Source organism: Allobosea sp. OK403, from assembly GCF_900113835.1.
GTDB lineage: Bacteria > Pseudomonadota > Alphaproteobacteria > Rhizobiales > Beijerinckiaceae > Allobosea.
The window spans coordinates 488253-500589 of the sequence record NZ_FOQV01000001.1 but is presented as its reverse complement, the minus strand read 5'-3'; the positions used below and the strand labels follow the sequence as shown (position 1 = coordinate 500589).

General features: G+C 65.3%; 12 protein-coding genes. 8 read left to right on the top strand and 4 right to left on the bottom strand.

Going from position 1 to position 12337, the window contains the following annotated elements:
- Positions 1 to 20 precede the first annotated feature (20 nt).
- Both BMZ97_RS02110 and BMZ97_RS02105 read left to right on the top strand, forming a co-directional pair.
- On the top strand, positions 21 to 428 hold the full coding sequence (locus BMZ97_RS02110) for a RidA family protein (protein WP_092164991.1): 408 nt from the start codon (positions 21 to 23) through the stop codon (positions 426 to 428).
- A 187-nt stretch (positions 429 to 615) separates the two neighbouring features.
- Positions 616 to 1488 carry an EF-hand domain-containing protein gene (locus BMZ97_RS02105; protein ID WP_092164989.1) on the top strand — a complete coding sequence of 291 codons (873 nt, stop codon included), beginning with the start codon at positions 616 to 618 and terminating at the stop codon, positions 1486 to 1488.
- 63 nt (positions 1489 to 1551) lie between these two features.
- Here the strand turns inward: BMZ97_RS02105 and cysN are convergent, their stop codons facing one another.
- From cysN to BMZ97_RS02085, 4 genes are all read right to left on the bottom strand, one after another.
- Positions 1552 to 3186: a sulfate adenylyltransferase subunit CysN gene (gene cysN / locus BMZ97_RS02100; RefSeq protein WP_092164987.1), complete on the bottom strand. Its 1635-nt coding sequence runs from the start codon at positions 3184 to 3186 to the stop codon at positions 1552 to 1554.
- Positions 3186 to 4088 (bottom strand): sulfate adenylyltransferase subunit CysD, encoded by a 903-nt coding sequence (gene cysD, locus BMZ97_RS02095; protein ID WP_092164985.1) that lies wholly within the window; start codon positions 4086 to 4088, stop codon positions 3186 to 3188. The genes cysN and cysD overlap by 1 nt, the downstream gene beginning before the upstream one ends.
- On the bottom strand, positions 4085 to 4915 hold the full coding sequence (locus tag BMZ97_RS02090) for a phosphoadenylyl-sulfate reductase (protein ID WP_092164983.1): 831 nt from the start codon (positions 4913 to 4915) through the stop codon (positions 4085 to 4087). Before BMZ97_RS02090 ends, cysD begins: the two co-directional genes overlap by 4 nt.
- 190 nt (positions 4916 to 5105) lie before the next feature.
- Positions 5106 to 5891 carry an SDR family oxidoreductase gene (locus BMZ97_RS02085; protein WP_092164981.1) on the bottom strand — a complete coding sequence of 262 codons (786 nt, stop codon included), beginning with the start codon at positions 5889 to 5891 and terminating at the stop codon, positions 5106 to 5108.
- 330 nt (positions 5892 to 6221) lie between these two features.
- On the opposite strand from BMZ97_RS02085, the gene BMZ97_RS02080 reads away from it, so the two are divergent.
- The 6 genes from BMZ97_RS02080 to BMZ97_RS02055 all read left to right on the top strand — a co-directional run bounded on the left by BMZ97_RS02080 (position 6222) and on the right by BMZ97_RS02055 (position 12170).
- Positions 6222 to 7355 carry an ABC transporter substrate-binding protein gene (locus tag BMZ97_RS02080; RefSeq protein ID WP_244546255.1) on the top strand — a complete coding sequence of 378 codons (1134 nt, stop codon included), beginning with the start codon at positions 6222 to 6224 and terminating at the stop codon, positions 7353 to 7355.
- Positions 7356 to 7555: 200 nt separating this feature from the next.
- The gene (locus BMZ97_RS02075) at positions 7556 to 8410 is read left to right on the top strand and encodes a branched-chain amino acid ABC transporter permease (protein ID WP_092164977.1); all 855 of its coding nucleotides are present in this window, start codon (positions 7556 to 7558) and stop codon (positions 8408 to 8410) included.
- 1 nt (position 8411) lies between these two features.
- The gene (locus BMZ97_RS02070; RefSeq protein ID WP_092166512.1) at positions 8412 to 9443 is read left to right on the top strand and encodes a branched-chain amino acid ABC transporter permease; all 1032 of its coding nucleotides are present in this window, start codon (positions 8412 to 8414) and stop codon (positions 9441 to 9443) included.
- Positions 9440 to 10207: an ABC transporter ATP-binding protein gene (locus BMZ97_RS02065; protein ID WP_092164975.1), complete on the top strand. Its 768-nt coding sequence runs from the start codon at positions 9440 to 9442 to the stop codon at positions 10205 to 10207. Before BMZ97_RS02070 ends, BMZ97_RS02065 begins: the two co-directional genes overlap by 4 nt.
- Positions 10208 to 10262: 55 nt before the next feature.
- Positions 10263 to 11006: an ABC transporter ATP-binding protein gene (locus BMZ97_RS02060; protein ID WP_092166510.1), complete on the top strand. Its 744-nt coding sequence runs from the start codon at positions 10263 to 10265 to the stop codon at positions 11004 to 11006.
- Positions 11007 to 11060: 54 nt separating this feature from the next.
- Positions 11061 to 12170 carry a 5-methyltetrahydropteroyltriglutamate--homocysteine S-methyltransferase gene (locus tag BMZ97_RS02055; RefSeq protein WP_092164973.1) on the top strand — a complete coding sequence of 370 codons (1110 nt, stop codon included), beginning with the start codon at positions 11061 to 11063 and terminating at the stop codon, positions 12168 to 12170.
- Positions 12171 to 12337 lie beyond the last annotated feature (167 nt).

The following is a 12337-nucleotide window of genomic DNA, read 5'->3' as shown; positions in this document are numbered from 1 at the left end:
GGCCCAACCGAGGCGACACCATGTCGAGTGCTGCAATACAACGTGCCATTCTGCCGGAGGGCTGGCCCACGCCGCGCGGCTATGCGAACGGCATGGTCGCGGAAGGGCGCGTCCTGGTCACCGGCGGGCTCGTCGGCTGGGATGAGACCGGCGTCTTCGCACAGGGTTTCCTGCCGCAGCTTCGACAGACGCTGATCAACATCAAGGCCGTGGTCGAGGCCGGCGGCGGGCAAGTCGAGGATATCGTCCGGCTGACCTGGTACGTCACCGACATCGCTGCCTATCGCGCCAGCCTGAAGGAGATGGGACCGGTCTATCGCGACGTGCTCGGCCGGCATTTCCCCGCCATGGCCGTGGTGCAGGTGGTGGCGCTGGTCGAGCCGCAGGCCCTGATCGAGATCGAGGCGACCGCGGTCGTCGGCCGCTGAAGACCTGACCCATGACGGCCTGGCCCGGCGCGGCGATTATGTTTCCATATGTTTCGACACCTGCATTTCGAAAACAATCGAAACCAAGATCCTTCCCGCAATGGCACAGGCTTAGCAATCCGGCATGAGTTGCTCCTTGACTCTGTTTGCGCCGTCGACCGGCGGCAATCAGTGACGGAGACATTCCATGTCCAGCATAGGCAGCGTTGGCAGCTTTCGTCCGCCTCCGCAGAAACCACCCAGCTTCGACACGCTAGACAGCAACAGCAGCGGCTCGCTCAGCCTCGACGAGTTCCAGAGCGGAGCTCCCAAGGGCACTGACAGCGCCAAGAGCGAAGCGCTGTTCAAGGCGATGGACAGCGACAGCGACGGCTCGGTTACAAAGGCCGAATCGGATGCGTTCAAGGCCAAGGCCGAAAAGGCTGGCCAGCAACTGCAATCCTTCCTGTTCGGGCTTCAATCCGGCCAGACCGGCGCCGCCAGCGACAGCACGACGAGCGACAAGACCGATATCTTCTCACAAGTCGATGCGAATTCAGACGGCAACGTCACCAAGGACGAATTCACCAAAGCCTTCTCCATGGGCACGAGTGACTCGACCAGCGCCCTGGGCAAGCTCTTCGACGCGATCGACTCCAACTCCGACGGTTCGATCTCGAAGGACGAGACCAAGGCCTTCCAGGACACGCTCAAGGCCGCCGGACCGCCGCCGCCACCTCCGCAGGAGGCCTCCAGCGGGAGTTCCGACAATCAGGACATCTTCTCGCAACTCGATGCGAATTCCGATGGCAGCGTCGCCAAGGACGAATTCCTGAGCGCCCTGTCCTCCGACAAGACGGCTTCGAGCGACCTTCTGAGCAAGCTGTTCGATGCGATCGATTCCGACAAGAACGGGTCGATTTCCAAGGACGAGCAGACCGCCTTCCAGCAAGCATCGGACAAGCGCGGCCCACCGCCCCAGCCTCCGGCCGCGTTCGTCAACGCCTCGCAGAGCTATGGCAACGTCTATCAGCTGGGAACCTCGAGCTCCGCCACCAGCAGCTATTCGCAGGCGGCGTGATTCCTATCGCCTGATCAACTCCGGCCGGCAGAACGCCGGTCGGCGTCTCCTATCCAGCGTCTCTCAGATACCTGCGCCGTCCTGCAACGCCGAGCCTGCGCGCTCGCGCCAGAGCAGCGCATGCAGCCTGCGCAGCAGCGGCCGCAGGGCGATATCCCCGAGCGCCAGCACAGCTGATATGCCGACCCGCTCGGTTACCGCCCAGGCCGCCAGGAACAGCCCGGCCGTACTCAACAGCCGCCAGCTCACCGCAGCCAGCCATGAACGACGATCAGGCGTGCCGGAACGGCCGACAGTCCTGATGAGCGCCTGCCGCAGGCGCTCCAGCGCACCGGTCGCCGCGCCACCGGCCGAACCTTCGCCCGCAGCCGCCTCGACGAAACCGAAAGCAACCGTCTCGTTGCTGATCCGATCGATCAGGATGAAGCCGCCAAGCTCACGGTTCTCCTGGTAAGGCAGGGCGATGACGGGCTTGTCGAGCTTCAAGGTCACGAAGCCGATGCCGTTCATGCGCAGGCTCTGGGCCGGCACCGGACGGAAGCCTTCGATATCGATGCTGTGATGTAGCGCCTCGAGCGTCGCATTGGCGCTTTGGGTCGCGAGCTTGAGCAGGAATTGGCCGCCTTGCAGCAAGGCCCGTTCGCCGGTCCAAAGCAGGCACGCCTTCACTTCGCGGCTGACCGGCACAGACGAGGGCGCGGCGACGATGACATCGCCGCGCGAGACATCGACATCGTCTTCCAGCGTCACGGTCACGGCTTGGCCGACGGCAGCGTTGCTGGCCTCGCCTGCCGCGCCGATCAACCGGGCGATCCGGCTCGCGCGGCCTGAGGGCAGGACGGTCACGGCATCGCCGACGCGCGCACGTCCGCGGACGGCCAGGCCGGCATAGCCGCGGAAATCGAGATTGGGCCGGTTGACCCATTGCACCGGCAGCACGAAGCCCGCTTCGCCGTGCTGCTCCGGTGCGACCGCGATGGTTTCGAGCAAGGGCAACAGCGCCGGGCCGTCATGCCAGGGCATGGCGGGCGAGCGGCGCATCACATTCTCGCCGTCGCGCGCCGAGACCGGGATGAAGCGGACCGAGGCGAAGCCCAGCGACTTCGTCGCCTCGCGATAATCCTCGGCAATGCGGCGGAAGACGGTCTCGTCATAGCCGACGAGGTCCATCTTGTTCACCGCGACGACGACATGCCGGACCCCGACCAGCGAGACGATGAAGGAGTGTCGCCGCGTCTGCGGCAGCAACCCTTTGCGCGCGTCGATCAGGATGATGGCGAGATCGGCGGTCGAGGCGCCAGTCGCCATGTTGCGGGTATATTGCTCGTGGCCCGGCGTGTCGGCGACGATGAAGCTGCGCTTCTCCGTGGCGAAATAGCGATAGGCGACATCGATGGTGATGCCCTGCTCGCGCTCGGCCGACAGGCCGTCGACGAGCAAGGCGAAATCGGGCTGGGTTCCTTGCGTGCCGAATCTGCGGGAATCGGCGTCGAGCGTGTCGAGCTGATCATCGAGCACCGCACCGGCCTCATAGAGCATCCGGCCGATCAGCGTCGACTTGCCGTCATCGACCGAACCGCAGGTGATGAAGCGCAGCAGGGAATGCTGGCCCGAAGCCTCGAGCCCGGTCGAGTCATTTGCAGGAACCTGCCCGGCAGCCGGGCCTGACGACCGCTTCTCCTTGGCCAGCGCGGTCATCAGAAATAGCCTTCCTGCTTCTTCTGCTCCATCGAGCCCGCCCCGTCATGGTCGATGACGCGGCCCTGCCGCTCCGACGAGCGCGATGAGCGCATCTCGGCGATGATCTCGGTCAGGCTTGCCGCTTCGCTCTCGACCGCTCCCGTCAGCGGGTAGCAACCGAGCGTGCGGAAGCGGACCATGCGGCTCTCGACGACCTCGCCGGGCAGGAGCTCCATGCGCTCGTCATCGCGCATGATCCAGGTGCCGTCGCGCTTCACCACCGGGCGCGGAGCGGCGAAATAAAGCGGCACGACCGGGATATTCTCGAGCGCGATGTAGTCCCAGACGTCGCGCTCGGTCCAATTGGAGAGCGGAAACACGCGAAAACTCTCATCCTTGTGCTTGCGGGTGTTGAACAATTGCCAGGGCTCGGGTCGTTGGTTCTTCGGATCCCAGCGATGCTCAGGTGAGCGCAGGGAGAAGACGCGCTCCTTGGCGCGGCTCTTCTCTTCGTCGCGCCGGGCGCCGCCGAAGGCCGCGTCGAATCTGTGCAGGTCGAGCGCCTGTTTCAGGCCTTGCGTCTTCATCACATCGGTATGGATGCGCGAGCCCGAGGCGAAGGGACCGATGCCGGCCTTCACGCCCTCCTGGTTGACATGCACGATGAGATCGAGCCCGAGCCGAGCGGCGGTCTCGTCGCGGAAGGCGATCATCTCGCGGAACTTCCAAGTCGTATCGACATGGAGCAGCGGAAAAGGCGGCTTGGCCGGGTAGAATGCCTTCATGGCGAGATGCAGCAGGACAGCTGAATCCTTGCCGATCGAATAGAGCAGCACCGGCTTGTCGCAGGTCGCCACGACCTCGCGGATGATGAAGATCGCCTCGGCTTCGAGCTTCTGGAGATGGCTGAGCTGGATCATGCGCCGGCTCCCAGCGAGGCGGGCTTCGCCCGTGTCAACTTCCCGTCCGGCCCGACATGGAGCCCGCATTCCTTGGCGGCATCGTCCTCCCACCACCAGCGCCCGGCCCGCTCGGGCTCGCCGGGGCGGATGGCGCGCGTGCAGGGCTGGCAACCGATCGAGACGAAACCCTTCTCGTGCAGCGGGTTGAGCGGAACGCCATTCGCCTTAGCGAAGGCGAGCGTCCTGTCGCGCGACCAGTCGAGCAAGGGGCTGAGCTTGATAAGCCCCCTCGCCGCCTCGGCCTCGGCGAAGCGGACGCCGCCGCGCGCGGCCGACTGGTCGGCGCGCAGGCCGGTGATCCAGATGTCGGCACCGGCCAGCGCCCGTCCGAGCGGCTCCACCTTGCGAATGTCGCAGCAGGCCTTGCGCGCCTCGCGCGAGGTGTAGAAGCCGTCGAGGCCATGCGCGCTGACAAACCCCTCGACCGCATCATGGCGCGGGTAGAAGGGCAGGATCCTGACGCCGAAATGCGCCTCGGTCTCTTTCCAGAGCGCATGAACCTCTGGAAACAGCCGGTCGGTGTCGAGCGTCACGATCTCGACCGGAAGCCCGGCATCGATGATGAAATGGGTAAGGACCTGGTCCTCCAGGCCGAAGCTGGTCGTGAACACGAGACGACCGCGAGCCTCGGCCACGGCGCCAGTGAGCCGGGCGGCGACATCCGCCGCGCCGAACGCCTCGTTCAAGGTCTGGGCCCGTCGCTCCAGCGTCGCACCAGCGGCTGGGGCGTCCGAAGCGGTGATCTGACCGGGCAGACCCGGCGCATTCAAGAGATCGGCGGACATCGGTTTTCGCCAGGTGAAACGTTCGGTAAATCGAACGCTTCACCTAGTCCCGAAACCCTGAATGATCAATTCACAGGCAGTAGCGTGGTTTTTCTTATTTCACTTCAAAAGGAGAAAAACCTTTCCGCAGCGAGGCAGAGCGGCCCGTTTCCGCGGGGGAACAGCGGGCGGCTCACGCCCGTGTGCAGGCTCAGATGCCGCGCGTGGCCCCGCCGTCGATGCGGATCTTGGCGCCGGTGACATAGCTCGCCCGCGTGCTGGCCAGGAAGGCGACGACATCGGCGAATTCCTGCGCCGTGCCGTAGCGCCCGACCGGAATCGTCGCGCGCGAGGCCTTTGCCGCCTCGTCGGGCGTGATGCCGGAGCGGTCGGCGGCGGCCTTGTCGAGCTGGTCGACGCGCTCGGTATGGATGCGCCCGGGCAGGACGACATTCACCGTGACGCCTTGCGCGGCAACTTCCGCCGAGAGCGTCTTCGACCAGCCGATCACCGCAGAGCGGATGCCGTTCGACAGCGCCAGGCGCGGGATCGGCTGTTCCACGCCGGACGAGGCGATGGTGATGATGCGGCCAAAACCGCGCCCCGTCATGCCGGGCAGCAGGCCTTGCGCGAGGTGGAAGAGGTTGGCCGCCATCCCCTCGAAATGCTTCAGCCAGTCGTCGCGCTTGGCCTCGCGCGCTTCGGCCGGCGGCGGGCCGCCCGAATTGCCGATCAGGATGTCGACGCCCCCAGTGCCATTGAGCTCACCGAGAAACGCGTCGACGGCGGCGATATCCGACAGATCGAGGCTCGCGGCGGAGATGCGCCCTCGCACCTCTGCGGGACAGTCGGCGATCCAGGCGTTGGTCGCCGCGACGTTGCGCGCGGCCGCGATCACCGTCGCACCCTCTGCCGCGAGCGTCCGGGCGATGGCGGCGCCGAGGCCGCGGCTCGCGCCCAGCACCAGCGCGCGCTTGTCGTGAAGGCCGAGATCCATGATGTGCTCCGTCGGGTTTCCTGGGCGCACGAGTTCGCGTGCGGTCGGCTCGCTGATAGCGGCTCGGCCGCGCCAAGGGAATGGCCGCCTTCGCCGGGGCAGACAAGACGAGGACGCGTTGCGCGGGTGCGTGCTAGGTTGCGCTGGCGCGTGCTAGGTTGCGGCCGGCATCGCCTTTCGGCCAGATTGACAGACGGCATCGGCCAGCGGAAAATTGTGCGAAATCAAAATAACAGTGCGGTAATCGCACATTTTGGGAGGGGTATCATGCCGAAATCGACAGCCACCTTATCGCGCCGCGCCTTGCTGGCCCTGGGCGGCACGGCCCTCATGCTCGGCTCGGCACCAGCACAGGCGCAGGCACAACAGACCGTCAAGATCGGTCTGATTCTGCCGATGACCGGCCCCTTCGCCGGTGCGATCGGCCGCCAGATCGAGGCCGCAGCGAAGCTCTACATCGCCCAGAATGGAGCCAGCGTCGCGGGCAAGACGATTGAGCTGATCGTCAAGGACGATACCGGCACCCCCGACGTTACCCGCCGCATCGCGCAGGAGCTGCTGGTCAACGACAAGGTCTCCTTCCTGGCCGGTTTCGGACTGACCCCGCTCGCCTTCGCGGTCGCGCCGCTGGCGACGCAGTCGAAGACGCCGCAAATCGTCATGGCGGCAGGCACCTCCTCGATCACCGAACAATCCCCCTTCATCGTGCGAACCTCCTTCACCTTGCCGCAGGTGACGATCGGCATCGCCGACTGGGCCTCCAAGAACGGCATCAAGAAGGCGATGACGCTGGTCGCCGATTACGGCCCGGGCCTCGACGCCGAGAAGTCCTTCAAGGAGCGGCTGACGGCAGCCGGCGGCGAGATCACCGGCGAGATCCGAATCCCGCTGCGCAATCCCGATTTCTCGCCCTTCCTGCAGCGCGTCACGGACGCCAAACCCGATGCGCTGTTCGTCTTCGTGCCATCGGGCCTCGGCGTGCAGTTCATGAAGCAATTCGTCGAGCGTGGCCTGGACAAGTCCGGCATTCGGCTGATCGCGACCGGCGACGTCACCGATGACGAGTCGCTCGACAGCATGGGCGACGTCACGCTCGGCCTCGTCACCACGCATCACTATTCGGCGGCCCATCCCTCGCCCGAGAACAAGGCCTTCGTCGAGGCCTTCCGCAAGGCCGCCAATGTGCGGCCCAACTTCATGGCGGTGGGCGGCTGGGACGGCATGCACCTGATCTATGAGGCGCTGAAGAAGACCAATGGCGACACCGATGGCACCAAGCTGGTCGAGGCGATGAAGGGCATGAGCTGGATCAGTCCGCGTGGGCCGATCTCGATCGACCCCAAGACGCGCGACATCATCCAGAACGTCTATGTCCGCAAGGTCGAGAAGGTGAACGGCGAACTCTACAATGTTGAGTTCTCGACCTTCGAGGCCGTGCCAGACCCGGTGAAGGCCGCCAAGTGACAGCCTGACAGCGTTTCCCCAAGACGCTGTCATCCCGGACAAGCGGCACAGCCGCGCTGATCCGGGATCGATTCCCGAACCGTTCTGGAATGGATCCCGGATCAACGCGGAGTTTATCCTTGGGCCGATCGAAGATCGGACCCGAGGGCTGCGCCCGGGGTGACAGCCCCGAGTGAAATCGTCACGATACGGAGCCCTCCTTGCTGACCATCCTGTTCGACGGGATCGCCTATGGCATGCTGCTCTTCGTGCTGGCGGCGGGGCTGGCCGTGACGCTGGGATTGATGAACTTCGTCAACCTGGCGCATGGCGCCTTCGCCATGGCCGGCGGCTACGCCACCGTCATCCTGATGAACCGCTTCGGTGTGCCGTTCCTGCTTTGCCTGCCGCTCGCCTTCCTGTTCAGCGCGGCGTTGGGCTTCATCTTCGAGCGCTTGCTCTACCGGCACATGTATGAGCGCAGCCATCTCGACCAGGTGCTGTTCTCGATCGGTCTGGTTTTCATGTCGATCGCCGCGACCGACTATCTGATGGGCTCGCAGCAGCAGAACATCCATCTGCCGGCCTATCTGCAGGGCCGCGTCTTCATCGGCGGGGTCGGCATCGGCATCTACCGGCTCTTCATCGTGGTGCTCTGCGGCCTGATGGCGCTTGGCTTGCAATGGATGCTGGCGAAGACGCGCTTCGGCAGCCAGTTGCGCGCCGCCGTCGACGATCGGCGCGCGGCGCGCGGGCTCGGCATCCCGGTGGTCAAGGTCTTCGCCATTACCTTTGCCTTCGGTTCCGGGCTGGCGGGGCTGGGCGGCGCGCTCGGCGCCGAGATCGTCGGGCTCGATCCGACCTTCCCGCTCAAGTTCATGCTCTACTTTCTGATCGTGGTCACGGTTGGCGGCACGTCGAGCCTGACCGGGCCGCTGCTGGCAGCGCTCCTGCTCGGCGTCGCCGACGTGATGGGCAAATATCTCGTGCCGCAGCTGGGAGCCTTCATCATCTATGCGATCATGCTCGCGGTCCTGATGCTCAGGCCGCAGGGCCTGTTCGCGCGTGGGCGCTGAGATGCTCAGCAAACCTCCCAGCACCCAGCCACAAGGAACGCAAGCGCCCTCGCCCGCCGCGTTCCTGCAAGCGAAGGCAGCCTGGCGCTGGCCGGAAATCCTGTTCTGGATCAGCGCCTTCGGATTGATTCTTCTGATTCCGAATCGCCATCTCCTGCTCAACGAAATCGCGATCCTGGGGCTGTTCGCGCTCTCGCTGGACCTGATCCTGGGCTATGCCGGCATCGTCTCGCTCGGACATGCCGCCTTCTTCGGCGTCGGGGCCTATTCGGCGGGGCTGCTCGCCAAGCACGGCGTTTCCGAACCGGTGACCGGGCTCCTGCTGTCCGGGGCAGCGGCTGGCCTCGTCGGCTTCCTCGCCAGTTTCATGATCCTGCGCGGCACCGATCTGACCCGGCTGATGGTGACGCTTGGCGTCGCCTTGATCTTCCACGAACTCGCCAACCGGCTCGACTGGATCACCGGCGGCGCGGACGGCCTGCTCGGCATCGCGGTTGGCCCGATCCTGGGCCGCTTCGATTTCGATTTCGCCGGCACCACGGCCTATACCTACAGCCTGACCGCGACATTCCTGCTCTTCCTGCTGGCAAGGCGGATCGTGCATTCGCCTTTCGGCCTGTCGCTGAAGGCGCTCAAGGACAACCGCCTGCGCGCGGCAACGATCGGCATCGCGCCGAACCGGCGCATCATCGCGATCTACACATTGGCCGCCGTCTATGCCGGCATGGCAGGCGCCCTGCTGACCCAGACGACGCAGTTCGTCTCGCTGGAGGTGCTCGATTTCGCGCGCTCGGCCGATGCGCTGCTGGTGCTCGTCATCGGCGGCTCCGGCTATCTCTATGGCGGGTTGATCGGCGCGATCGCCTTCAAGCTGATGAAGGACACGCTCTCGGCGATGACGCCGGCCTATTGGATCTTCTGGATGGGCTTCATCCTGGTGATCCTTGTGCTGATCGGCCGCGAGCGCTTGATGGGCGCGCTGGCCAGACCTTTTGCCCCGCTGCTGCGGCTGCTGGGAGTGCGCCGGCCATGACGCCAGCTCTCCAGACACTTGCCCTCCAGACTCTCGCCCTCAGCAAATCCTTCGGCGGCTTCAAGGCCAATTCCGAGATCTCGCTCTGCGTCGCCAAGGGCGCGCGTCATGCGCTGATCGGCCCCAACGGCGCCGGTAAGACCACCTTCATCAACCTGCTCACGGGCGTGTTGCCGGCAACCTCCGGCGCAGTCCGGCTGCTGGACGAGGATGTGACGCGCGTCAGCCAGCAAGGCCGCGTCAAGCGCGGCATGGCGCGGACCTACCAGATCAACCAGCTTTTTGCCGATCTCACGCCGATCGAGACCGTCGGCCTCGCCATCGCCGAGCGCGAGGGAGCCGGTGCGCGCTGGTGGAGCCGCGTCGGCCAGAACAGCGCCGTCGTCGACGAGGCCGAGGCGCTGCTCACGCGCATGAAGCTCGGTGAGGTGATGATGTGGCGCACCGCGACACTGCCCTATGGCAAGCAGCGGCTGCTCGAAATCGCGCTCGCCATGGCCTGCAAGCCGAAGCTGCTCCTGCTCGACGAGCCGGCGGCCGGCGTGCCCGAGGATGAACGCCACGACGTGCTCGACAGTGTCGAGGCGTTGCCCGAAGACGTTACCGTCCTGCTGATCGAACACGACATGGAGCTGGTCTTCTCCTTCGCCGACCGGATCTCCGTCCTGGTCCAGGGCCAGCTCTTCGCGGAAGGCGGCGTCGAGGAGATTTCGACCGACCCGCGCGTAAAGGCCGTCTATCTCGGGGAGGACGCGCATGTCTGAGCCCCCAGACCTCTCCCACCAGGTAAGCCTCTCCCAAACAAGCCTCTCCCGAGCCATCTCCGACCTGCTCGAAATCGACGACCTCGTCGCCGGCTATCGCGAGGCGATCGTCATCAACGGGCTGTCACTGCGGCTCGCGGACGGCAAGGCGCTGGCGCTGCTGGGGCGCAACGGCACCGGCAAGACCACGCTGATCGACACGATCATAGGGCTGACCCGCCATATCTCGGGCCGCATCCGCTTCAAAGGCGAGGACATCACCCATCTGCCGCCCGAGAAGCGCGCGGCGATCGGCATCGGCTGGGTTCCCCAGGAGCGCAACATCTTCCGCTCGCTCACGGTCGAGGAGAACCTGACCGTTGTTCAACGCGGCACGGCCTGGACGGTCGCGCGCGCCTATGCATTGTTCCCGCGTCTCGGCGAGCGCCGCCGCAATCTCGGCAACCAGCTCTCCGGCGGCGAACAACAGATGCTGGCAGTCGCGCGCGCCTTGATGCTCGACCCCGCCCTGCTGCTGCTCGACGAGCCGCTGGAGGGCCTCGCCCCGATCATCGTCGATGAATTGCTGGCTGCGATCGCCCGGCTCAACCGCGAGGACGGGCTGACCACGATCCTGGTCGAGCAGAAGGCGCGCAAGATCCTGCCCTTCACCGACGAGGCGATCATCCTGGACCGGGGCGCCATCGTCTACGCCGCGCGCTCCCAAGCGCTTCTCGCTGACGAGACGGCCATGTCCGCCCATCTCGCCGTCGCCGAACGACCGGCCCGCTCGCGACGGTCGCCACCATCCCACAACTAGACCTGCCCACAACTAGACCTGCCCGCAACCCCGCCTGATCCGAGGACCAAGACCATGACGACCAGGACCAAGCCGCCCTTCCGCGCCGACATGGTCGGCAGCCTGCTGCGCACTGCCCCGCTCAAGCAGGCCCGCGAGAAGCACGCCGCCGGGACGCTTGACGATGCCGCCTTCAAGGCGATCGAGGACGCGGAGATCCGCAAGCTGATCGCCAGGCAGGAGGCGATCGGCCTGAAGGGCGTGACCGATGGCGAGTTCCGCCGCGCCTATTGGCATTTCGACTTCATGGAGGAGCTCGACGGCATCGAGGCGATCACCGCCGATTCAGGCATGAACTTCAAGGGCGGCGTCGGCATCGCCAAATCGCTGCGCATCGTCGGGAAAGTCGGCTTCAGCGGCCACCCGATGATCGAGCATTTCAAGTTCCTGCGGGACAATGTCTCTCCCGGCTCGACGCCGAAGATGACCATCCCCGGCCCGAGCATGCTGCACTACCGGGGCGGCCGGAAGATGATCAATATGGGCGTCTACCCGCAGATGGAGGCGTTCTACGGCGATGTCGGCACGGCCTATAACAAGGCCGTCCACGCCTTCTATGATGCCGGCTGCCGCTACCTGCAGCTCGACGACATCTCGTTTGCCTATCTCTGCGACCCCGACCAGCGCGAGATGCTGCGGGCCCGCGGCGACGACCCCGAGCACCAGCCCGAGATCTATGCCGGCATGGTGCGGGCCGCGCTCAAGGACAAGCCGGCCGACCTCGCCATCACCATGCATCTGTGCCGCGGCAATTTCCGTTCGACCTTCATCGCGTCCGGCGGCTACGAGCCGATCGCGGAACTCCTGTTCAACACCATGCCGGTCGACGGCTATTTCATGGAATGGGACAATGACCGCTCCGGCGGCTTCGAGCCCTTGCGCTTCCTGCCCAAGGGCAAGCATGTCGTGCTCGGCCTGGTGACCTCGAAAACCGGCGTGCTGGAGAGCAAGGACGATCTCAAGCGCCGCATCGACGAGGCCTCGAAATTCGTCGCGCTCGACCAGCTCTGCCTGTCCCCGCAATGCGGCTTCGCCTCGACAGAGGAAGGCAATACGCTGGCCGAGGACGAGCAGTGGCGGAAACTCGAACTGATCGTGGAGACGGCAGGCGAGATTTGGGGCTGAGCCCCATTCGACCGGCCTCGCGCTAACCATTATGGCGGGTTTCCGCCAGTATCCGCCTGGTGAACGCATCATGTGAACTGCGGTTCGCAATACATTCACCCCCCGCTGACGCAAGGACACGTTGCCTCTGGTAGTGAGTCATTAAGCCTGATCCAGGGAGGAGACGG